Annotated in this window: 17 protein-coding genes; 12 read left to right on the forward strand and 5 right to left on the reverse strand. The window is 48.0% G+C overall.

Annotated features, from left to right (window positions below; genetic code table 11):
• Positions 1-31: 31 nt before the first annotated feature.
• A complete protein-coding gene (locus F557_RS0106555) occupies positions 32-631 on the reverse strand; it encodes a DUF4124 domain-containing protein (protein ID WP_019001444.1) in 600 nt (199 codons plus the stop codon).
• A 585-nt stretch (positions 632-1,216) separates the two neighbouring features.
• Here F557_RS0106555 and metF point away from each other — a divergent pair.
• The 10 genes from metF (at position 1,217) to serS (ending at position 15,616) form a co-directional block, all read left to right on the forward strand.
• Positions 1,217-2,083: a methylenetetrahydrofolate reductase [NAD(P)H] gene (gene metF / locus F557_RS0106560; protein ID WP_019001445.1), complete on the forward strand. Its 867-nt coding sequence runs from the start codon at positions 1,217-1,219 to the stop codon at positions 2,081-2,083.
• 323 nt (positions 2,084-2,406) lie between these two features.
• On the forward strand, positions 2,407-3,633 hold the full coding sequence (locus F557_RS0106570) for a WYL domain-containing protein (protein ID WP_026297792.1): 1,227 nt from the start codon (positions 2,407-2,409) through the stop codon (positions 3,631-3,633).
• Positions 3,620-4,564 (forward strand): WYL domain-containing protein, encoded by a 945-nt coding sequence (locus F557_RS0106575; RefSeq protein ID WP_019001448.1) that lies wholly within the window; start codon positions 3,620-3,622, stop codon positions 4,562-4,564. Before F557_RS0106570 ends, F557_RS0106575 begins: the two co-directional genes overlap by 14 nt.
• A gap of 1,288 nt (positions 4,565-5,852) precedes the next feature.
• Positions 5,853-7,313 carry a DUF2828 family protein gene (locus tag F557_RS0106585; RefSeq protein ID WP_019001450.1) on the forward strand — a complete coding sequence of 487 codons (1,461 nt, stop codon included), beginning with the start codon at positions 5,853-5,855 and terminating at the stop codon, positions 7,311-7,313.
• 643 nt (positions 7,314-7,956) lie between these two features.
• The gene (locus tag F557_RS0106590) at positions 7,957-8,379 is read left to right on the forward strand and encodes a hypothetical protein (protein ID WP_019001451.1); all 423 of its coding nucleotides are present in this window, start codon (positions 7,957-7,959) and stop codon (positions 8,377-8,379) included.
• Positions 8,380-8,512: 133 nt separating this feature from the next.
• Positions 8,513-8,671: a hypothetical protein gene (locus F557_RS22180; protein ID WP_019001452.1), complete on the forward strand. Its 159-nt coding sequence runs from the start codon at positions 8,513-8,515 to the stop codon at positions 8,669-8,671.
• Positions 8,672-8,856: 185 nt separating this feature from the next.
• Complete coding sequence (gene rapZ / locus F557_RS0106600) at positions 8,857-9,789, forward strand: RNase adapter RapZ (protein WP_019001453.1); 933 nt, start codon at positions 8,857-8,859, stop codon at positions 9,787-9,789.
• A 23-nt stretch (positions 9,790-9,812) separates the two neighbouring features.
• Positions 9,813-10,496: a DUF554 domain-containing protein gene (locus tag F557_RS0106605; RefSeq protein WP_019001454.1), complete on the forward strand. Its 684-nt coding sequence runs from the start codon at positions 9,813-9,815 to the stop codon at positions 10,494-10,496.
• Positions 10,497-10,591: 95 nt separating this feature from the next.
• A complete protein-coding gene (locus F557_RS0106610; RefSeq protein WP_019001455.1) occupies positions 10,592-14,053 on the forward strand; it encodes a mechanosensitive ion channel domain-containing protein in 3,462 nt (1,153 codons plus the stop codon).
• Positions 14,054-14,311: 258 nt separating this feature from the next.
• The gene (gene serS / locus F557_RS0106615; protein ID WP_019001456.1) at positions 14,312-15,616 is read left to right on the forward strand and encodes a serine--tRNA ligase; all 1,305 of its coding nucleotides are present in this window, start codon (positions 14,312-14,314) and stop codon (positions 15,614-15,616) included.
• 282 nt (positions 15,617-15,898) lie between these two features.
• On the opposite strand, the gene F557_RS0106620 is transcribed toward serS, so the two are convergent.
• Genes F557_RS0106620 through F557_RS0106635 form a run of 4 tightly spaced genes read right to left on the reverse strand, consistent with a single transcriptional unit; the run spans position 15,899 to position 19,997 of the window.
• On the reverse strand, positions 15,899-16,492 hold the full coding sequence (locus F557_RS0106620) for a hypothetical protein (RefSeq protein WP_019001457.1): 594 nt from the start codon (positions 16,490-16,492) through the stop codon (positions 15,899-15,901).
• Positions 16,485-17,120, reverse strand: coding sequence for a DNA-binding protein (locus tag F557_RS0106625; RefSeq protein WP_019001458.1), 636 nt, complete (start codon positions 17,118-17,120; stop codon positions 16,485-16,487). The genes F557_RS0106620 and F557_RS0106625 overlap by 8 nt, the downstream gene beginning before the upstream one ends.
• Complete coding sequence (locus F557_RS0106630; RefSeq protein WP_019001459.1) at positions 17,098-17,733, reverse strand: DNA-binding protein; 636 nt, start codon at positions 17,731-17,733, stop codon at positions 17,098-17,100. Before F557_RS0106630 ends, F557_RS0106625 begins: the two co-directional genes overlap by 23 nt.
• Before the next feature lie 20 nt (positions 17,734-17,753).
• Positions 17,754-19,997, reverse strand: a complete 2,244-nt coding sequence (locus tag F557_RS0106635; RefSeq protein ID WP_019001460.1) for a galactose-1-epimerase — start codon at positions 19,995-19,997, stop codon at positions 17,754-17,756.
• On the opposite strand from F557_RS0106635, the gene F557_RS22625 reads away from it, so the two are divergent.
• Both F557_RS22625 and F557_RS0106645 read left to right on the forward strand, forming a co-directional pair.
• Complete coding sequence (locus tag F557_RS22625; RefSeq protein WP_019001461.1) at positions 19,996-20,205, forward strand: hypothetical protein; 210 nt, start codon at positions 19,996-19,998, stop codon at positions 20,203-20,205. The genes F557_RS0106635 and F557_RS22625 overlap by 2 nt on opposite strands.
• Before the next feature lie 212 nt (positions 20,206-20,417).
• A complete protein-coding gene (locus F557_RS0106645; RefSeq protein WP_019001462.1) occupies positions 20,418-22,130 on the forward strand; it encodes a hypothetical protein in 1,713 nt (570 codons plus the stop codon).
• The last annotated feature ends 19 nt before the right edge of the window (positions 22,131-22,149 follow it).

Here is a 22,149-nt window from a genome sequence, read left to right on the forward strand (position 1 = left end):
CGGTTTTTCAGAAAACAGGAGCCCGTCTGCCTTAGTGCTGACCATTGGCAATGGCGTTTTTCCGTTCTTCGTTTTCCCGGTGCTTTTCCATCACCTCCTGAATCATCTTCTTGGGGGTATCGGCGTCAATGCACTGGTTGATACTCTGTTCCAGCTGGCTGACCTTTTCAATGCGTTCGCTTTCGATCTTCAGAATGCAGTCATCATACTTTGATTTCTGCTTGGCGCGGCTGAAGGTATATTCGCAGTCCAGCTTCTGCTTGACACTGTCATCCTCAATGCGGCGCTTCTGATAGCTCATCTTGTCATAGGTGGTGTCTATGCAGAGCTGAAGTCTTTCCTGTCTTTCTTTCCAGGCCTTCTCTTCATCGTTCTTGATTTGCTCCTTGTTCATGAGCCTGTCGTGAGTTTCCTTGGCTTTGTTTGATTCGTCAATCATCTCTCTCTGATGGGCAGAGTAGTTTGTATTCACAGACTCGTATTTGACTCCCCATGGTTTTGTTGGGGAGTAATGCACTGAACCGTTCTCATCCACCCATCTGTATACGATGTTGCCGGATGATTTTTCTGCAGCTCCGGCCGATACGGAGACTGCCAGTGACAGCAGAGCAGCAGTGATTATCTTATGCATGGTCTAATCCTTATATTGCCGGGTTTGTCCGGTGGCGGGACAGCAAGAAACAAAGCCACCGTACCGCCCATAATCAGGTTTTGAAAAGCAAGTCAGCATCCATACCTGTTCAGACATAATCCAATTATACCTGTTGGAAACTGATGATTACAGAAAACCGGCTGAAAACGTTATTTCAGTTAAACATTATTTTCAGAAAATGGCATAAGCTCCACAAAACGGGAATATTTCCTTCGAAAAATCAGGTCCGTGGTCACAGGTTTTGAATACCGATGCAAAGATTATGCGGGGAGGTACCTCCTTTTTTGGCGATTACAGGCGCTCTGGCTACCGGAGAAAGTAAAATTTTTTTGTGAGGTATGGATGTATAAATTTTTTTTATAAGGAAATATAGGCAGAATTCATTTTCCTTAAGTCCCGGGATCGCTTATTATTGCGTTTGCGATATGCATCCTTTCATGTGCTGCGTCAAACAGAATTTTTTATGCCGGTAAAGCGATTTTTTCTGACGGTATAATACGGGTTCGCCAGTCTCAGAACATGGAATGTAGACGGGAAGGAAATGAAACAACGGAGGATTTAATCATGAGCACTATTGCCAGTATATTTGAGAACAAGACCAGAAAGCCGGTGATATCCTTTGAAATCTTTCCGCCGAAAAGGGATGAACTTCTGAAAAATATTGATGCGACTCTGGCCGTTCTTGCCAGTATGCATCCTGATTTTGTTTCTGTGACCTTTGGAGCGGGAGGGTCTGTAACAAATTCGGCAACTGTGGAGATTGCCAGTAAAATCAAAAAGCTGGGGATTGAATCGGTAGCTCATCTTACCTGCCTTAATTATTCGAAAGCGGAAATCCTTACAATGATCAGGAATCTGGAGGCCAGCGGCATTGAAAACATTCTGGCCTTAAGAGGCGATTCCAATCCTAACGCCGAGCCAAAAAATGACTTTGTACATGCCAGAGATCTTATCGCCTTTGTAAGGGAAAACAGCTCTCTTGGCATCAGTGCGGCCTGCTATCCCGAAGGGCATCCGGAGGCGGAAAGTCTTGATGCCGATATTAGACATCTCAAGGAGAAGGTTGATGCCGGTGCCACACATCTTATCTCTCAGCTGTTCTTTGATAATGACATCTTCTATCGTTTTATGGATAAGGCCGGAAAAGCAGGGATTAATGTTCCGGTGGATGCCGGCATCATGCCGGTGGTCAACAAGGCGCAGATAGAGAGGATGATTAGCCTCTGCGGTGCCTCCCTTCCGGAAAAGTTCCGGAAAATCCTCGACCGTTACGAGAATGACAGGGAAGCGCTTTTTGATGCCGGTATGGCCTATGCGGTAAGTCAGATTATTGATCTTATTGCCAGTGGCGTGGAGGGAATCCATATCTATACCATGAATAACCCGAAGATTGCAGACCGGCTGACCAGCGCTATAAAGAATCTTTTCTGATTTTTCTGGCCGGCGTCTTATCGGGTGTTTTTCCGGAATGCCGGCTTTTTGTTGAAGCGATCAGTTTTTATTCCCAGGAATTCCTCAAGGGCATATTTATGCGTGCCGGTAATGCTGTCATAACCGGCCTTTTCTTTATCCGTTAACAGGATTTAGCTCCTTTTATCAGTCCGTTCAGTGCCGTGCTGTTTCCGAGTGGCAGTTTCCGCCATAAATCATAAAAATGACATTCCTTTCGGGAAAACTTTTGTTATCACTTTCAGGGAATATAAAATAACCGGAGCATGAAACCGGGAAATGAGAAGAAACAGGAGAATCGGAAAATGGCCTACAGCGAGCTAATCAAGGATTTCAGCCGCATAAGATCCTATCTCAGATGTTTTTATGTGTACGGGTTTCAGCATCGGGACGACTTTACTAGGAAAAGTGCCCGCAGCTATGACAATGAACGCCGCCGTATTGAAAGCTGGCTGGGAGGCTATCTTTCATTTCGCCAGGATGAAAACGGACGGCGGATGTTTTTTAGTGTGGACAGTCGCCAGTTTCCCCGGAATCCTCTGTACCGGGCCTTCAAGACGAAGAGTTTTACAGGCTGGGATATTGCGCTTCACTTTTATCTTCTGGCAATTTTAAACGGATCGGACCCTCTGGCGATTACTGCCATAGCGGATCGGCTTTCGGAAATGCTGTCCTGTTTTGAGAACGAAGATCAGCCTGATGAGTCCACTGTACGAAAAAAACTTAAGGAATATGCAGGGCTGGGGCTTGTTGTTCAGAAAAAGCGCGGGCGGGAAACTGTTTATGAGCTCAGCAGAGGAAATCCGGATCTTGGAAGCTGGAGGGAGGCTCTGACATTGTTCGCGGAAGTAATGCCTCTTGGTGTAATCGGTTCTTTTATTCAGGATCGGCTGGAGGGGCAATGCGATTTTTTCCGGTTCAAGCATCACTACATCCTGAACGCCCTGGACAGTGAGGTTATTTTCGAGATTCTCCGGGCGATACATGAAAAAAGACTTGTATCCTTTGTAACAGCTGACGGGCATGAAATTGAAGCGCTGCCATTCAAACTGTATATTGGCACCCAGACCGGAAGGCAGTATGCTCTTGTCGAATCCCGCAAAAAAGGACGGTTTTTCTTCCAGCGTGCGGATTTTATTGAAAAAATCAGCGTGGGGGATTTCTATGAGGAGCCCCCGGATCTTAAGCGCCGGCTGGAATATTTTCGGAAGTGCTCCTGGGGGGTTTCCGGCAGTAACATGGAACATCCCGAGCGTATTGAGATGGTTATTCAGGCTGGCCCCGATGAGGAGTTTGTAGTACAAAGACTGATGAGAGAAAAACGTTCCGGTCTGGTGGAACGGATTGATGAGTGTCACTGGAAGTTTTCTGCGGAAGTCTATGATCCTATGGAACTTCTGCCGTGGCTGAGAAGCTTTATTGGGAGAATCACGGATATCAGCTGTACTCGCGAATGGGTGGTTTCCAGATTCTACCGGGATTTTGCAGATCTTTCCCGCATGTACGGAGTCGGGCGATATGATTTTCAATGAGATTTTCAGCAGCTACTATCGGGTAACGGCGGCAATTCTCAGGGAGGCTGCCAGAGGTAATCTTACTGAGAGAAAGCTTTACAGCATGGTTCGGGATCAGGCTTTCGGGGAAAGCATTCTTTCACTGCCCGAGGAGCTTCGGAGTGCGAGATGGCATCTTCTGGATCAGAATCTTGTCACCCCTCTTAAGGAGATTCCTGAGCTTCCGCTGACGGTTCTGGAGAAAAAATGGCTTAAAACTCTGCTTTCCGATCCCCGTATCCGGCTTTTCAGTCCGGATGTGACCGGACTTGAGGATGTGGAACCGCTGTTTTCTCCGGAGGATATTGTTTACTATGACCGTTATGCTGACGGAGATGACTGTGAGGATTCCGGGTATATTGAAAACTTCAGAACTGTCCTCAGGTCGCTGCGGAACCGGGAAAATCTTGAAGTGGTATACGAGAGCCGGCATCATGAGACAGGCACAATTTTTATAACCCCTTTCTACCTGGAGTATTCCGAAAAGGATGATCGTTTCAGACTGATAGGGGAAGGACATAAAAGACGGTTTACGCTGAACGTGGCCCAGATCAAAAGTTGCCGGATACTTACAGACTGGGAAACCGCACCATTCAGGGAAATGGTCAGAAAGTCCGTGACCTTTGAGCTCAGGGATCGGCGCAATGCACTGGAACGTGTTCTTCTGCATTTTTCCCATCTGGAGAAGGAAACCCGAAAGATTGGCGATGACCATTATGTGGTAACTCTTAAATATGATCAGGAGGATGAAATAGAGATGGTGGTGCGGATACTGTCCTTCGGTCCCTTTATCAGAGTTACCGAACCGGAGAGCTTTATCGAGCTTATCAGGGAACGCCTTAAAAAACAGATGGTTCTTTCAAATACCTGGCGGAGGAACATGCAGCAGACAGGAAATGACGGAGTCTAGTCAGGATCGCAACTTTTTTGCCGGGATCTGCAAGGCTGCTGCCAGTATACTGAGTTTATCAAAAGCACGAACAGCAAAAATTATTCTGGTGTTAAGTTGTCGGTTCGAGTCCGGCTGACAGCCTGGCTGTCATAGTTCCAATTGGTAGAACGAACAAAAAAGTGTGCTTTGTCAGCCCCCCTTGGGAGAATATCCTGAGGGGGGTATTTTTCCGGACTGAGCTAATCTGCCCCGGAAGTTATCACTGTTCCCAAAAACAACTTTTGTGATGAGAGTGAAATGGCGGGTGGTCCCGTAATCAAAGGCAATGGGGGAAGATCGCAACATTTTTTCCGGGATAGCAATATGACCCCGGAGTATATTGGATACATCAAAAGCACGAACAGCAGCGTTTTTATGACGTTTGGTCGCCGGTTCGAGTCCGGCTGGCAGTTTTGACTGCCATAGTTCAGTTGGTAGAACAGGCAAAATCAGTGTGCTTTGTCCAGCCCCCCTGGGAGAATATCCTGAGGGGGTGTTTTTTTCTGGAGCGCAGTTTTACACAGTTTTTTGTCCCCATCCCCCATTCCCCGCCCTCATTATTATTGACAGAACCAGAGTATTGCTGATTCCAGTGATGATGGGCACGGGAGAATCTGAAAGGGTAATGACAGTTCGCAACATTTTTTCCGGGAAGCCACCGGCCCCTCCGGATACAATAAAATCATCAAAAGCGCTTACAGCAACTATCATCAGATATACAGAAATGAAAAGCGCTTTGTTTCCATTAAAGGCGCAGACAGCAATTTTTCCTCGCCAGGGAGCAGGGCAGGTTCGAATCCTGCGAGTATCGCAAGATGCTTTAGTTCATGGTCAGAACGGCTGATAATGCGCCTTGTTTGTAACCATAATGATGTCTTTCATTAGACATTAACCAATATCTTAAGATGAGATGAACCCGTGTTTGTTTGCAAAACGATTCACGCATATGACTTCTTAAGTTCCTTGCATGTGCCTGTAGCAAGCCTGCAGAGATAAATTCTTGAATATCCCGATTATTGCCATCGTATCGTTATTGTCATAAAAATATAATCATAATGATTGTGTCTCTGATGATTTTTATGTTCGTAACTTTTTTACCGGGAAGATGATTTCAGTACTGAATACAATAACATCAGAATCATTAAAGACAATAAACAGATGTCATGACCTCGGAGGATCTTTGTGCGCAATCCGCCAGCAGTTTGACAAGATTATGCGTTCAGAACAGCCGGAAATCCCGGTCCGAGACATTTAAAGGAGAACAGTTATGCTGAATTCATTGAAAAAGCTGACCAATGTCACTTATACCGAAAACGGAGCAATAACTCCACGGAGTACCGAATCTGACTGTCTGGATCTTTTTGCCACCATCGGCGCGCTTCGGAATGCTTCCGGGGATCAGATTCAGAAACGCTTTTTCAGGGCTTATCTCGAAAATCCGGATATTGCCATGAAGACTCTGTTTTATTCCCGCGACATCCGGGGCGGACTTGGTGAACGGCGGGTTTTTCGGGAAATCCTGAAGTGGCTGGCCGAAAACCGGAAGGCTTCACTGCTGGCAAACCTGGAGCAGATTCCGGAATACGGTCGCTGGGATGATCTTCTGGTGCTGATTGACGGGAATGCTGGTGCGGAGGCGGGGGCTTTTCTGAAGAAGCAGTTTCAGGCTGATATGAAGGCTCTTGCCGCGCATGAAAAAATTTCCCTCTTGGGAAAATGGCTGCCTTCCATCAATGCTTCCAGTGAAAATACTGTCAGACTGGCACGGCGGCTGGCCGGGGTTTTCGGGATGCGCAGTGTTGATTACCGGAAGGCTCTGTCCGCTCTCCGGGCGGAGATAAGCATTATTGAAAACAGTCTTCGTCGGGAGGATTATACCTTCGATTATGGCAAACAGCCTTCAAAGGCCCTGTTTAAATATCGCCGGGCATTTATGCGGAATGACGGCAAACGCTACGGGGCATTTCTCGCCAGAATTGAAAAAGGGGAGATCGCCATGAATACCGGGTCACTGATGCCTTACGATATTATAAGAGCTACCTATAACAGGAGGCTCAGCGATGAGGAGCGTGCGGCTCTTGATGTTACCTGGAATGCGCTGGAGGATTTTACCGGGGGAGAAAATGCCATTGTAGTGGCGGATGGATCCGGATCTATGTACGGAGGACGCGGCCTGATTCCGGCTACTGTTGCCCAGTCTCTGGCCATATATTTCGCCGAAAGAAACCAGGGGCCGTTCCAGGGATGCTTTATAACCTTTTCGGAGACTCCGCGACTGGTGGAAATCAAGGGGCGGGATATTGTGGACAAGGCCCGGTACTGCGAATCCTTCAACGAATGTGCTGACACCAATCTGCAGGCGGTATTTGAACTGCTTGTAAATGCTGCTGTTGCCAAACAGGCTAGTGAGGAGGAGATGCCAGCAACGGTTTATATTGTATCGGATATGGAATTCAATGCCATAACCTGTTCCTCATCCCGCAGCAACTTCGAGTATGCCAGAAGCCTGTTTGAGTCCAATGGCTACAAAATGCCCCGGGTAGTATTCTGGAACGTGAATTCCCGTTCGGAACAGCAGCCGGCAACCAGGGATGACAACGGTGTTGTTCTTGTTTCTGGGGGATCTGCCAGACTGTTTTCTCAGGTTGTAAGGGGAAATGTTTCAAATCCCTATTCCTTTATGATGGAAACTCTTTCAAATGAGAGATATGCCTCCATAAAGGCCTGAAATATCCATATTCGGAACTGGAAAGGTTCATAAAAGTGGAGAAGAGATCGCTTGCCGCGGTCTCTTTTTTTATTTGAAGCTCGTTCTCTCAAAAACAGCTATTCATTAGAAAATTTCAGCCTTTTAAAGAATTCTGAAACGGTGCCGGAATCTGTAAATTCGACAGGAAAAGTTTTCTTTTCAATATTTTTGACAGTTATTGTGGAAAATTTTGTTTGTATTGGAGATTGTTCTCTATTGTTTTTGAATTATGCAGTTAAACAAATTGAATTTTATAATAATGCCTAAAAAGTATTTGGTTTGCTTAAAACGATATGTATAACATGTGATTAGCCGGCTGATACAGGTGATGATCGTGCGGTGTTTTTTTGCGTGGCGCATGATTAAATAGCCTGATTTCAGCCTGAGAAATACCTGTTTCCTGCAGGTGTTCAAAAACAGGGAATGCGATTGCAGAAGCTGTTTTTACTTGTGTAGCTGCCTATGCCAGATATTTTCGGGGGCGGCTGACAGGTAGGATTGCTGCATATTTTCAGAATATTCCTGAGAGAATTTCGGTAACCGGAGCAGCAATTAGGGGTGGTTGTGCGCAAAACCGAAAATGGCAGGATGCACGGAGTGATTTAACAGTGGAAGTATCTTTATGAACAGGAGAAATACCGGACTTTCCGATCATATGATTGTGTACGGGATCAGACCGGATTATGACGCAGCAGCTAAAAGACTTTTGTGTCATAAAATTGAAATTGCGAATATTTTAAAGATGAGTATTCCAGAGTTTAGGGATAGTGATCTGACGGTGGGTGTGATTATCAGGGATTACTTTTCCGATGGCTTTTCATTCGATCCATGTGTTCCGGTGGATCAGGAGGTGTCCGATGCTGATTCCAGAATTCAGTGTGTGAATACAGAGGATAAAACACAAACCGAGGGCGGTGTTTACTTTGATGTTCTCTTTGACATCAGGGATCCTGGATGTGGTGTCGACCAAAAATTAATGACCGTCAATATTGAATTTCAGGGAAAACAGAATATTGACTACCCTCTTCTGAATCGGGCTGAATAAGAGCGTTAAAAAGTGTTACAGAATGAGTTTGGTATACCGATGACTGTGGAAATAAATGAGGAGATGAACAGGATGTGCAATTTGAGCGAGGCCCTTATAGACAAGGGACGGGAAGAAGGAATGGAACCAGGGGATGAAAAAGGGCATTGAAAAAGGTGAGAGAAGAGCAACACTGAATCATGTCAGAAATCTGATGGAAAAAATGAAGCTGGACGTCTTCCAGGCTTTTGATGTCCTGGGAATCCCTGAGTCTGATCGCGGCCATTATCTAAAAGACCTTCAGAACGATTAATATCTGTAAGAGCTTTCAGGCTGATGTTTGTCAGTTTTTTTGGGGGGCAGGTTCCAGTCTCAGACCAGATTCCCGGGTTATTGATTTTTCAGACGCATGCATGACATTATCCGGCTCCGTTGTTGTGCTATAATTTCCTGTTTCGGAGATATTATCAGAAGACGGGGAAACCAGGAGCAGTTTCGATGAAGCTTTATTTAGTGAGCGGGAGAAGCGGGGCCGGAAAGACCATTGTCCTAAGAGTGCTCGAGGATTTGGGCTTTTACTGCGTAGATAACCTTCCGGTTAATTTTTTGCCGGAGCTTATCAATATGAGCAGAGAAAAGCACAGTATGCTGGCGGTCAGTATAGATATCAGAAATCTGCCCTCCAGTCCTGAAGGCTTTATCAGATTTGTTACCAGTATCAAGAAGGATCCCCAGAATGAAATTACCAGCATTTTTTTGGATGCAGATGATTCTACACTGGTAAGACGTTATGAGGAAACCCGCAGAATTCATCCTCTCGCCAAAAATAAGCTAGGCCTGGAGGAAGCTATCAGGGAGGAACGCCGGATGCTGAATCCGGTGGCGGATCTTGCCGATATACGCCTTGATACCTCTCACAGCAATATTCATCAGCTTTCTGAAACCATCACTGCTTTGGTACTGGGTAAAAAAAGCAAGGATCTTTCAATTATTTTTGAATCCTTTGGTTTTAAATACGGAGTCCCCAAGGATGCTGACTTTGTTTTTGATGCCCGTTTTCTTCCGAATCCTCACTGGGAGGCGGATTTGCGGCACCTTACCGGTATTGACGAACCAGTGGTGAAGTTTTTTATGAAATATCCTGACATGCAGCTTTACGTACAGCAGCTGGATGCCTTTCTTAATCAGTGGCTGCCTCTTTTGGAAAGAAGCAACCGCAGCTACCTCACTGTAGCGGTAGGGTGCACCGGGGGACAGCATCGAAGCGTTTATATTGCCGAAGCTCTGGCCCGCAATTTTAAGGCCCGGGAAAAGAATGTTCAGGTAAAGCACAAGAATATGGACCGGAACCTGATTAAGATGCCCACATACTTTAATGCCGACGGAACACCGGTGTTTTCCAGGGATAATAACATCAATAGCAATAAATAATTAGGGTAGTCCGGAAACCGAAAATGCTGGGAACCATTGTCAATGCGGGCACGATAATTGCCGGAACAGCCGTAGGCGCGACTTTCGGGAGTCGTTTTTCTGAAAAGTATCGCGAGGTTCTTTTCACGGCGGTGGGCATGATTGCACTGGTGGTGGGGATGAGGACATCCCTGGCAGCTGTGAATCATGGTTCCAGTATCATAATTATCATGATTGCTCTGGTACTGGGCGGTGTTAGCGGAGCAGCAGCGGATCTTCACGGACGGCTTGCCAGGGCTGCGGCAAGACTGGCAGAGAACGGAAGCCGGTTTGCGGAAGGTTTAATAACCGCCGTTATTTTTTTCTGTGTAGGAACACTTTCCATTGTCGGTCCCATGGAGAGTGCTGTGCACGGAGACAATACCATGCTTTATGTTAATGCCTGCATGGACGGTATTACCGCCATGGCTCTGGGGGCTGTGTACGGCTACGGGATTATGGCGGCGGCTCCGGTGCTGTTTTGCTGGCAGGGCATGTTTTATCTCGGTGCCTGGATTTTCCGGGAGATTCTTCCCGAATATCTGCTGTCCAGCATTACCGGGACAGGCGGGATGCTTATCATGATGTCGGTGCCGGTTCTGCTTAATCTGAAGAAGATAAACACCGCCGATTACCTTCCGGCACTTGTCTGGGCTCCGGTTCTGTCCTGGGGCTGCTCATTGTTTTGATATCTGTCCGTACTAATGACGGAAATATTATCTTTAGCGTTCTGAATTACGGGACAGACCTTTTTTTGTTACAGTTACATAAGAGGCGGTTTTCTATGTCTTTTGTCTGGAAACTTTTACAGAAATTTCCGGTACCTGCTGTCATGGTGCTTGCGCTGACTTTGCTGATGGCTTTTAGTACCGTCTCTCAGGGGGCCGAAGGGGATGTGGATCCGGCCAATGTCGGAAAAACCATGGAGGCAATCCGGGCAGAAATCAGCAGCCTGGAGGCCAAGGGGGGCGAGCTTACTGAGGCTGACCGGGCGGTGATTGCCGATTATCAGAAGGTTTTGGAATTTGATGAGAAGATTCTGCGTTTTCAGATGTGGCGTACCGGAATGCAGGGACTTAAGGATCGCACCAAGCTTTTTCTGGAAGACTCAACCTCTGCCTTTTCCTATCTGCAGCTTCAGGATATTGAAAAAAAGATTCCTTCCATGAATAAGGATGAGCTTATTCTGCTGGAAACCTACCTGACCACTCTTAAGAACCAGTACAGCAATGCCCGGGATGATTATGCCAAGTATATCGAGAGAGGGAATCAGATGCCGCACCGGGCTCAGGAAACGGCCTCGGAGATAACCGATCGCACCATCGAAATCAATAACCGTCTGGCTGATAAATCATCCGCAGCTCCCAAGAAGACCGAAATCATGGCGCTGCAGGCTGAACTCAGCTATCTCGGACACCGGCAGGTAATGAGTCAGTTCATGCTGGCTAATTCGGGCGAGATCAGTGATTATCTCAAAGGACGTCTTCAGGTATATATCCGGCTTGCGGAAAAGGCGGATAAGCTATTTCAGCTGGCCGAGGACAATCTGGTAAGACTTCGTAACCAGGAAGCTCAGGACCAGGCGCAGGCGCTGGAGGATCAGCAGAGAACCCTGAAAGGTGAGAACCTTCTTTTTGACTATATTACCAGAAAGAACCGCGAGGATTTGGATAGGCGGAACCAGAGAATTGAAGAGATCAACAGATTTAAAAAAATTAACAGCGATCTCTCGGCGGTGATTGACCGTATCAGAACCATCGAGTCGGATCTGGCCAGTCAGATTCAGTATTTTAAGAATTCAGAATACCTGGTGCAGATTCTGTTTAACAAGAAGAATATTGTTCCGTCTATCGATGTACCCGAAAATCTGTCGGATCTGGTTTCGGAAATCAGACTGGAGCAGTATAACGTAAATATGGAGCTGGACAGTCTCAATTCCTATGAGACGTATTTTGACTTTCTCCGGAAGAGAAGCGGTTTTACCGGAGAGCTTTCCGATGAACAGAAGTACCTGCTGGGCGAACAGATGAAGCTCCGGTCAAATCTCCTCACCGGACAGCTGACACAGCTGTCTCAGGAGCTTACCATGGCTGTTAATATTCAGTCAAATGCCACTGCCTATGACAAGCTCAGAGCCCATTTGAACTCTCAGATCAGAGAAGCACTGTTCTGGCGTCCTTCGGCCAAGCATATCGGAAGAAAATGGCTGGAGAAGTTTCCTGAGTCACTCAATCTGCAGTGGAACAACAACCGGTTCAGTTTTGAAGGACTGTCCTCCAAAAATCTCAGACCGGAAACGGTGATTAAATGCGTTCCCCTGCTGTTGCTGGTTTATGTCCTTTTGCGTTCCCGAAAAAACATCAAGAGCAAAATCGATGCCATAAACCGGGTTATCGGTTCTCCCAAGAAGGATAGCTACTGGAATACCCCAAAATCGCTGTTCTATGTTTTTCTCCTATGCGCTCCGATACCGCTGATGGCGGTGATTCTGGGACTGTTGTCGCACGATCTCCTTGTTTTTAATCCGGATGAGACCTATCTCACGGATCCTGAGGGCGGAGTCAGGCTTATTATCACCACTCTGGCACTTATTGGCTTTTTGTCACGGGTGTGGATTGAACTGCGGGCCAAAGGTGGAATTTCCGAGGTGCAGTTTGGTAAAAAGTTCAATACCAAATCCATATTCCGCCGGAGAATGATGTTTGTGCTTTTTGCGTTAATCATGATTTTGGTGGTATGGAAGGAAAATGAACCGCAGACCTATGCTCATGATGTTATCGGGCAGCTGTTTATAATTGTACTGCCTCTGCTTCTGGTTATTCCGTTTATTATCGATCTCCGGGAGCGCTTCAGCGGGAATTCCAGTCTGCTGTCCCGGATTGAAAGTCTCTTTATGACCGGGGTCTGTATCACTATTCCGGTTTTGGCGTTCCGGGGATACTATTACACTGCCGTTGTTATTGCCGGAAAACTGGTCTGGACTTACTACATTCTTCTGATGTATGTGATTATCGATGCCACCATTGTGAGAACTCTGCGTCTCAGAGCCAGCCGCATAGCATATAACAGAAAAAAAGAGGCATTTCTGCAGGCCCGGGCCGAGAAAAACGGAGGGGGCGATTCCGGCCGGATTGCCGATACCGCAGATGTTGCAACTCTTGATGATGATAAAATGCCGATTTCCGAGGTAAATGAAAAGGCAAAGAGGTCGGTTAATTATGTTCTTTTCCTGCTTTTTATGACGATCCTCTATGTAGTGTGGAAGGATATTTTGCAGGTGGTGAATTATCTCCAGTCCATTACCCTCTATAATCTGGATTCCAAGGATGGTTCGGTGGTGACCACGGTAACCATGATGGATCTGGTGTTTGTGGGATACGCCTTGCTGCTAACCACGGTTCTCGTGAAGAACTTTTCGGCCATCCTGGAACTGGTGCTGTTCAGCTGGAGCAAATATGCCAGCCGGTGGAGCTATACCATCAACATGGTTTTTAACTACATCTTTATCGCTGTGTGCATAACCTTTGTTTTTCAGAAGATAGGAATTACCTGGGATAAGCTGCAGTGGCTGGTTGCGGCCCTTTCTGTAGGTCTCGGTTTTGGACTTCAGGAAATATTTGCAAATTTCGTTTCCGGCCTTATCATTCTTTTTGAGCGTCCTGTCAGAATAGGAGATATTATCACCATTAATGGAACCAGCGGCCGGGTGAGCAAGATCCGTATCCGTGCTACCACTATTACGGATTTTGAGAAGCGGGACTATGTAGTTCCGAACCGGGCTTTCATTACCAATCCGCTGACCAACTGGTCCCTGTCTGATGAATGCCTGACCCGTATGCAGGTGGAGATTGGAGTGGCTTACGGTTCCGATATCGAAGCTGCTAAAGCGGCACTGCTCCGGATAGCCGATGCCAATGTCCATGTGCTGAAATCGCCGAAGAGCTATGTGCTGTTTCAGAGTTTCGGCGAGAGTACGCTGAACCTTATTCTCAGGTACCATATCAGAACTATTGCCGACTATTTCCCGTCTATAGATTCGCTTAATACAGAAATCTACAATGAATTCAACAGACTGGGCATTGAATTCGCATTCAACCAGATGGATGTTTATATTAAAAATACTCAGAATGGCCAGGAAATCAGGCTGAGCGACCCCGAATTGCGGAGTCTGGCGGAATCCCGGGAAACAGCCGGAGGAGAATTTGCTTCCTCTGGGAGATCCCCGCTGCCGCGCTCCGGAGTTTAGGGAGAAAATCGGCTCTGTAACGGCGATCGGATATTCCGGGAGGCTCCGGACAAAATAAGGACGGGCGGCACTTTTTTTGAGTTCGGCCCCGGGACGGAGTCTTTTCCGGCGATACTGCAGCCGGAGGGAAGCTCTTAGCTGGTTGTATGTTAAATAGAAGATAAAGTATAATTCCAGAGTGATTTTTCAGGATCAGCGGCGGCGTTAATGGATATTTTCAGCGGCCCTGATTTTTTTTAACCGGAAAACAGTAATAGTATGTTAGATTCCAAATATTTCCGTACGGAATTAGAATTTGCCAGGGATCGTCTGGCTACCCGTAATTTTGTTCTTGATGTTAAAAAGCTCACCGAACTCGAAGAGCAGCGCCGGGAGCTTCAGGTAAAAACCCAGGATCTGCAGGCTCAGAGAAATTCCCTTTCCAAATCCATCGGTGTGGCCATTAAGAAGGGTGAAGATGTGGCACCGGTTAAGGAACAGGTTAAAAAAATCGGCGAAGAGCTGGAGCAGGTTAAGACTGCTCAGGATAAGGTACTTGCTGATATCAGGGAATATGCCCTTACTGTGCCGAATCTTCCTTCAGATACCACTCCGGTGGGAAAGGATGAGACTGAAAATGTGGAGGTCAGACGCTGGGGCGAGCCTCGCAAGTTCAATTTCCAGGTGAAGGATCATGTGGCACTTGGTGAGGAACTGCATCGGGAACTCGATTTTGACAATGCCAGAAAGATTTCCGGAGCCCGTTTCTCCGTGATGAAGGGCGATATCGCCAGGCTGCACCGGGCGTTATCCCAGTTTATGCTGGATCTCCATGTGGACAATCAGGGTTACACTGAATGCTATGTGCCGTATCTGGTAAATCTGGACAGTCTTTACGGCACCGGTCAGATGCCGAAGTTTGCCGAGGATCTCTTCCACACCTCGTTGGATGGCAATGCTGATGGGGACAACGTAAACCGGCATTTCTGCCTTATTCCCACCGCAGAGGTCCCGCTGACCAATATGGTTCGCGACGAAATCATCGATGAGAAGGATCTTCCGATAAAGATCACTGCCCATACCCCGTGTTTCCGTTCCGAAGCAGGATCTGCCGGACGTGATACCCGCGGTCTTATCAGAATGCATCAGTTCGACAAGGTAGAAATGGTGCAGATTGTTCATCCCGACAAGTCCTGGGAAGCTCTGGAAAGTCTTACCCATGATGCGGAGGAGGTACTGCAGCTTCTGAATCTTCCCTACCGGGTGATGGCTCTTTCCACCGGAGACATGGGATTCAGCTCTGCAAAGACCTATGACCTGGAGGTTTGGGTTCCGGCTCAGAATACCTATCGCGAGATTTCGTCCTGCTCCAACTGTACTGATTTCCAGGCCAGAAGAATGCAGGCTCGTTTCCGCGATGCCTCAGGAAAGACCCGTCTCGTGCATACTCTTAATGGTTCCGGTCTGGCTGTCGGCCGCTGTCTTGTTGCTGTTATGGAAAATTATCAGCAGGAGGACGGTTCTATTGAGGTTCCCGAGGTGCTCAGAAAGTATATGAACGGAGTTACCGTTATTAAGCCGTAATTTATTGTGGTACTGCTGATGCCGGTATTTTTCTGAAAGTTGAGAAATGCCGTTTATAAAAGCTCCTGTGGATCCCAGGAGCTTTTTTGGTGTGCTCGGCATGTTCTTATCTACAGGATGAAACTCCCTCTACCCGATTATGCCTGCGGGGTTCTTCCGTTTTTCCTGTTTCCGGGAGTTAATGGCTGAGCCTGCCTCCGCATGACGGTAAGTGGAAGCTGCTGATGTTCTGTGCTCACCAGGTCAGGTCTGCAAGGCATTGGAAATAGTAAAGTACGGGACTTATTTTATGAAAATCCAGCCAGTTCCCAGGAAGATGACTGCCGAAAAAAACAGTCCGGCAATAATGCTTATCAGGAGCCCCGCCTTGTCTTCCATGGGCGGGGGCAGTCTTTTCAGGAGGTGGGCAGTATTCTCGGAACGGCAGGTGATATAGTAATAATTGATGTCGCGGGTCTGCTCGTTATTGGTACGCCCTGATTCCCGGGCAGCCAGAAGCAGAATGGCGGTAATTCTGAGAGCGGCATTCCGGTGCTTAAATGAGCAGAAGCTTAGGAGCGGGAACCGTCCCGGAAGGTGTTTTCTGATGTCAATAATATAGTTACTGCCAAGTTCCCGGGACTTTTCTGTTAGGATTTCCCGGATTTCTGCATCAGAAAGCTCCCGATCTGCGAAGAATTCCAGTGCGCCCCTCCCGGTTACCCGGGGGCGTATTTGAGGATCCAAAAGAAAGTCCGGCTCCTTCATGTCAGGAAGCCAGGTGATTTCTTCGGAAATGTTATACAGTCTGTAGCAGCCGGTCGGATCTTCCCCGGAGATGGGATTTTCCGAAGTTTCCGGTTTATCTGCTGCATCTGCGAGATGCTGGTCACTCATTTTGCGGTGCTTTCTGTGTTTTTAGTGTGGGACGGGAGCGGTTTCTGAGAACCATGGCTCTCATCAAACGTTCCGCATCCTCCTGCCAGGATCCGTTGTAGTCAGACAGGTTGTGCAAATTTCCCGGTTCCCGGAGCATTCCGAGAAGTCTGATAAGATCTCCGGGGATCTCGGAGGCAAAGCCTTCGTCCAGAACTCTTTTCAGAAAATACCGTAGAATTCCGGTGGCATTTTCCAGCGGTTCCGCGATATCCCTCCGGGTTTTTCGGACCAGTCCGGTGAGTTCCAGCTCCCGGTTTCTGAGTCTCTCAAGCTCCCGGCTCTTTTCTGCAAGAATCTCAGGGAGGTATTCCGGGGCATCTGCAGGGGTGAGCGGCCTTTCCGGCTCTGCGGGGCTGAGGCCGTCTTCGTAATTGTGAGAAAATTTGGTAGCTGTTTTTCCCGGATTAGGGGGGATGTTTTCCGGATCGCTGTTTTCGGATTTCTGAAGTTCCTTAAGAAGTCTGGAAACGGTGCTGAAGGAGCCGTGTCCCAGTTTTTTCCGGATACTTATTACAGTTACTGCTTCCCCGGCCTCGCGGAGTGCATCAGCAGCCTTCCTGACATCAGTAATGGTAAGCCTGGGCATAGCTCTGTTTCCTTTCTGTCAGATCCTGCAGCATTCTGATAATGGCGTTCAGGCTTTCGATTCCCCCGGCGAACTCGTGTACTCTGGGAGAATTCCTGATGCGTTCGGTTTCGGATATAAGATGCCGGATAACCAGGGTTTTCATGTGGTTTACGGTGCTCTCCGTGAGTCCGGCTACTTCCCTGGAAAATACCCGTTCCGGTCTGAGGCCGCTGAGAAATTCTGGAAGATCGCTTCTTTCCGGAAGGTGTCTGATGATAATCTGGCAGAGTTCGTACAGAAAAATATATTCGCCGATTCGGGCCGGATCTTCCAGATGCGCCAGAGTCTTTTCCAGTTCCTCAATATGGCCCTGTACTCTGGAAATGGTGATGTTTGTTTCATAAAGCACCCTGGCTGTTTCGGTATCTCCGGAGGCGCCGGCCCGATTTTCCAGGTAGGAGTTTTTGGAGATCCTGCGGGTGGTAAGACGGTTGTCCGTCAGTACCTTCCGGATAGTGCTGTAGGAGCCATGTCCTGTCATTTCCCGGATGCGGTTAAGGCTCAGGGACTCTCCCGAGGCCAGGATTGTTCTTGCGGCCTTCAGGATTTCGTCGCGGGTTACCTCTGCCATTTTCGAGAGTGCTCCCGGAATCAGAGGTTGCCGGAGTTTGCGGATTCCGGAAGGGAATCCGTACTTTTATTCCGGGAAGGCGGTGCGGAATCCCGGAAGAAGGGATTTTCCGCTTTCCGGGAACCGGAAACCGCGGCATTTTCCTGCAAAAGAAGCGGAGTATTGTCCTCTGTGGAGGTTAGCGTTTCAGGCGAGGATAAGTCTGCTGCTAACTTTGTTCCGGCACGGGAAGTGTTCACGGAGGCGGGAGGTTCAGTGCCGGGGGCAGGAGCCTTCATTGCCTTTGGTGTGGCTGGGGCGGGGGAGAGTTCCCGGCATTCCGGAGTCTCCGAAAACGTCGTGATTTTCGCCGCTTTAGTGCCTTTCAGGTAAACATCTCTGAAGAAAGGTTCTCCGGACTGGTTTTCCTGGGCTTCGAGAGCAGCCAGCTCCTCCTCAAGTACTTCCAGGGGTTCCAGAATCTCCGGAATCCGGTTTTGGACAATTTTGTAGACAATGGATTTCCTGAATGTTTTTCCGGCTTTGAGTACGGGGCATCTGGCCTGAAATTCCGGATGGTTGATCGCATCAGGAAAATATTCCGGCTCCAGAGCGAGTCCCTCATGATTGCGGTAGATTTTGCCTGCAGTTCTGCCGGGAACTCCCTCTAGGGCATTTCCGCTGTAAACCTGAAGAGCCGGATAATCAGAATATACTTCCAGAGTGAGCATTGTTTCGGGGCAGTAGAGTTCGCAGAGGAGGGTAACAGGGGTACTGTCTGCGTCCGGAGTGTCCCATACTGCTGCTTTATCGGGGAGCCGGGGATCCTGGTATGCGAGAACATGATCAATACCGCCGAATGGGTAGCATTCCGTGGCAGCCTCGATGTTGTAGGACAGCGGAAGTATTCCGGAGAAATCCAGGGGGGATTCTTCCTGAGTGCTTACGGTTCCGTCTGGAATTCCGGTGTTGTCGGTGTTGAGAATGACTGCCTTTTCAGCTTTCAGGAACTGTCCCTCCAGACTGTTACGGAGACTGAGATTCCAGTAGATATGGCTGGTGATGTTTATCGGAGTATCCCGGGAGGACGCCGCCTCGTAGTCGATGTGAAGGGCGTTGTCGTCGTCCAGGGTATAGGTAACCAGCAGAGTCAGATTGCCCGGGAAGCCATTGTCCATGTCCGGAGATACAAGCTTCAGGGTTACAGATGATGGTGATACTTTGGTGAACTCGAAGCGTTTTTCAGAAAAACCGGTAATCCCTCCGTGCAGGGTATGCTCGTATCCGGAATCCCGAACCAGACTATAGATCTGGCCGTTAAGCTCGAACCTGCCGCGGGCAATGCGGTTTGCCACCCGACCTACGGTAGCCCCCAGCTGAATCCGCTGCTCGGCATAGCGTGATGGCTTGGTTCCCAGAACCGGATGATAAACCAGTTTTTTGTCAGGATCCCACACCGAAAAGTCCAGAACTGTAGCCCCCCAGTCCATTACTGAAACGGTATTGCCCCGGGAGTTGGTGATGGTGTGAACAATGGCGCCGACAGAATAGGGCAAGGCATGCAGCCAGGTGGTATCGGCATTTTCGGAATCGGAAAGAGAAGCTGTCAGATTCCGTGCAGCCGGCGGAGTTTCGGAGTAGTCCCCGTTTTCCGGCTTTCCGGAATAGGTCACGAAAAGGAGGGGATCGATAACTTTTCTTTCTCTCATCTGGCGAATTGGGGGAGCTGCCGGAGAGTCCTTGTCTTCAGGAGCGTTTTTCGGAAGTGCTGTTTCCGGAGCAGTATTATCCGGATTTGCAGCGGAACTGTCCGGCAATCTGTCTCCGGCGGCGTTTTCTGTGAGCGGTTCGGATGTGTCATTCTTGCAGTTAATGCCGGTGTTTTCATTTTCTTTCAGATCTCTGCTGGCTTCGGAGGTGTCTGTAATCCCCGTGTCCTTCGGAGAGGGAGAAAAAATATCCGTTTTGCTATCAGCTTCGGGGGGAACTATATCTTGTGCGGCGGCATCCGGTTCGGCAGCCTGTTCTGAAACACAGTTCAGGATATTCCCGGAAACATCGGTGGCGTCGGAGCGGGGTTCAGAGTTTGCTGGGGCAGGAGTGTTTTGCGGAAGATCATTTTCCGGGGATTCCGCAATGCTTCCGGGCATTTTTTCTGCGGGAGTTTCGTTGCCTGAGGAAAACGAAGCTACAGGTTCCTGAGGTACAGCGGTACCGGCCGGAGGCAGTATTGCAGCAGGGGAGTCAGCAGTGATTTCTCTGTTATCCGGGATTGATGCATTCATGACCTTGATTCCTGTAACTGTAAAAGACGTGGATTTCGGGGGAAAAGCGGACGTCTGTCCTGATGCGGCAGGACAACGCGGCATTTTCAGTTGCAGGAATATTATAGTTTTTTTCGTGATTTTTGCGATACAGTTTTTATTTCCTGAAGATGGGTTCGGGCTTTTGTTTGGCCGATTTTTTTTGGGGGTTTTGGGTAATGCTGGGTAATGCTGGGTAATGCTGGGTAATGCTGGGTAATGCTGGGTAATGCTGGGTAATGTTGGGTAATGCTGGGTAATGCTGGGTAATGTTGGGTAATGTGGAGTTCTGTAAGGCAGTGGTACATTCTAAAAATAATCAAAGATTGTTACAAATATGTCGGGGAAATTCATAGTAAGGAGTAAAATAAAACATGAATAACGTACAAGGGATTTTTATTGATGGAAATGATTGCCGAAGATCAAGAATGCATTCAGGAGTGTGTTATTAAGGAATGCTTTTATTTCACCAGCTTTTTGGAAAAGTTCAACAGTCTGGGAATGAGTATTCGGAAAAGCTTTCTGGAGCGGATTCCTGATTTTCAGTTTAATATGCTTCTTCCGGTATTTGAGACCAGAATTATAAAAAGAAAAAAACGGGATGTGATTATCTCCCTGAAAATTACCCCGCTTTTCCGGGTGGTAGTGCTGGTTATGGACAATACCGGTTTTTTTCTGGATATAGATGCCGAGTACTATATAAACAAATGGGTCGACCGGGTTCCGGTGTATTCTGTCCCCGCCATGCTTCGGATGAAGCCGGAATCGGAACCGGAAAAGGTTCTCGGCTCGCATTTTCAGTTTCAGGGGGAGAATTCCCGGGGCTGCCTCTGGCTTAACTCCTCCTGCCTCCAGCTTATGAACCTCTATGCCGCATATTCCCTTAATGTTCTAATGCGGAAGATTCGGAGAGAGTTTACCCGTTTCCTGAAGAAGCGCAGTGCCGGAAGACCGGCGGACATGTCAGTATTCCTCTGTACCGATGATTTTCAGAATAATTTGCGGAATACTGTGAGTCCAGATTCCTGGTTTCTCAGGAAGGATGTGGATGATTTCAGAAGAAAGCAGTCTGAATGGACGAACAGTTTAAAACGCCGGGAATTTCGGGGCATTTTTTCCGGACTTGCGGAGATAACAGCCACGGAAATACAGAAAGTTTTTCAGAATGAGGACATCCGTGATGTATACGGTCTGATTTCCGGGGAACTTTGCAAGGCAGTTTCCGCTAGTGCCTCTGGAACGGCCAGAAAGACAGGCGGGGCGCAGCTGACATGCTTCAGAAGAGTTGCGGAAGTGCTCCGGAAGGATTTATCCGACAATGACGTCCGGCCGGTGTTGCTGGTTTTTTCCGCTCCGGAAGAGGTATCCCGCATGGAGGATTATTTCAGCAGGAGCCCGGAACTCAAAAGGAGGTTTTTTTTAAGTGATCCGGCAAACCTGCTCCGGATAGCAGGAAGACGGCTTGGTATTCTGTTTCAGGATGAGCCGGATCAGTTTCAGGACTGCTTTATGCGCGGTTTTCATGCTGGGGCCGATTTAATGGCTGTAAGTCTTCCTGCCGACTGTACCGGTAATTCTCGGATTGCTGACAATTTCAATCCCCGTTTCCTGAGAGCTTCTTATATTCAGGAGATTCTGGATGGCGGGTTTTTCGAAAATCCCGAAGATTATACGTTTTCGGAGCGGGTAACCTCGGAAGAGAATCTGCCCTGGAGTCCTGGTCTGTTCCTGGAAATCGTGCGGGAGTACTGCGTTAAAAAACGGGAGCTCCGGCTTTGGGACTACCGTGAGCTTTTGAATATTGAAACCATGGCACTGAAATCGCCGCAGCTCTTCAGAGTGCGGATTCCGGGAGCCGATGCGGGATCGGTTTATGCCGCAAAACAGACGTTCCTGGAATGTCTCCAAAAGAGTTTTGAAATCAGGGATTCCGGAATTAAGGTGAATTCCCACGTCTTTGAAATCTCCCTCAAACGAAAACCGGTTTACAGCAGAATAATCTGTATGAGACCAGACAGAATGAGCATTTCAGAATTACGTTTTCTGTGTGCCCTGGCAGGGGATGAGAGTCGGGTTCACGGTATTACCTGGCAATCAGAAAATCAGGTATCCTGAAGCCCTGGGGCAATCTTTT

The organism is Succinimonas amylolytica DSM 2873 (genome assembly GCF_000378405.1).
Lineage (GTDB): Bacteria > Pseudomonadota > Gammaproteobacteria > Enterobacterales > Succinivibrionaceae > Succinimonas > Succinimonas amylolytica.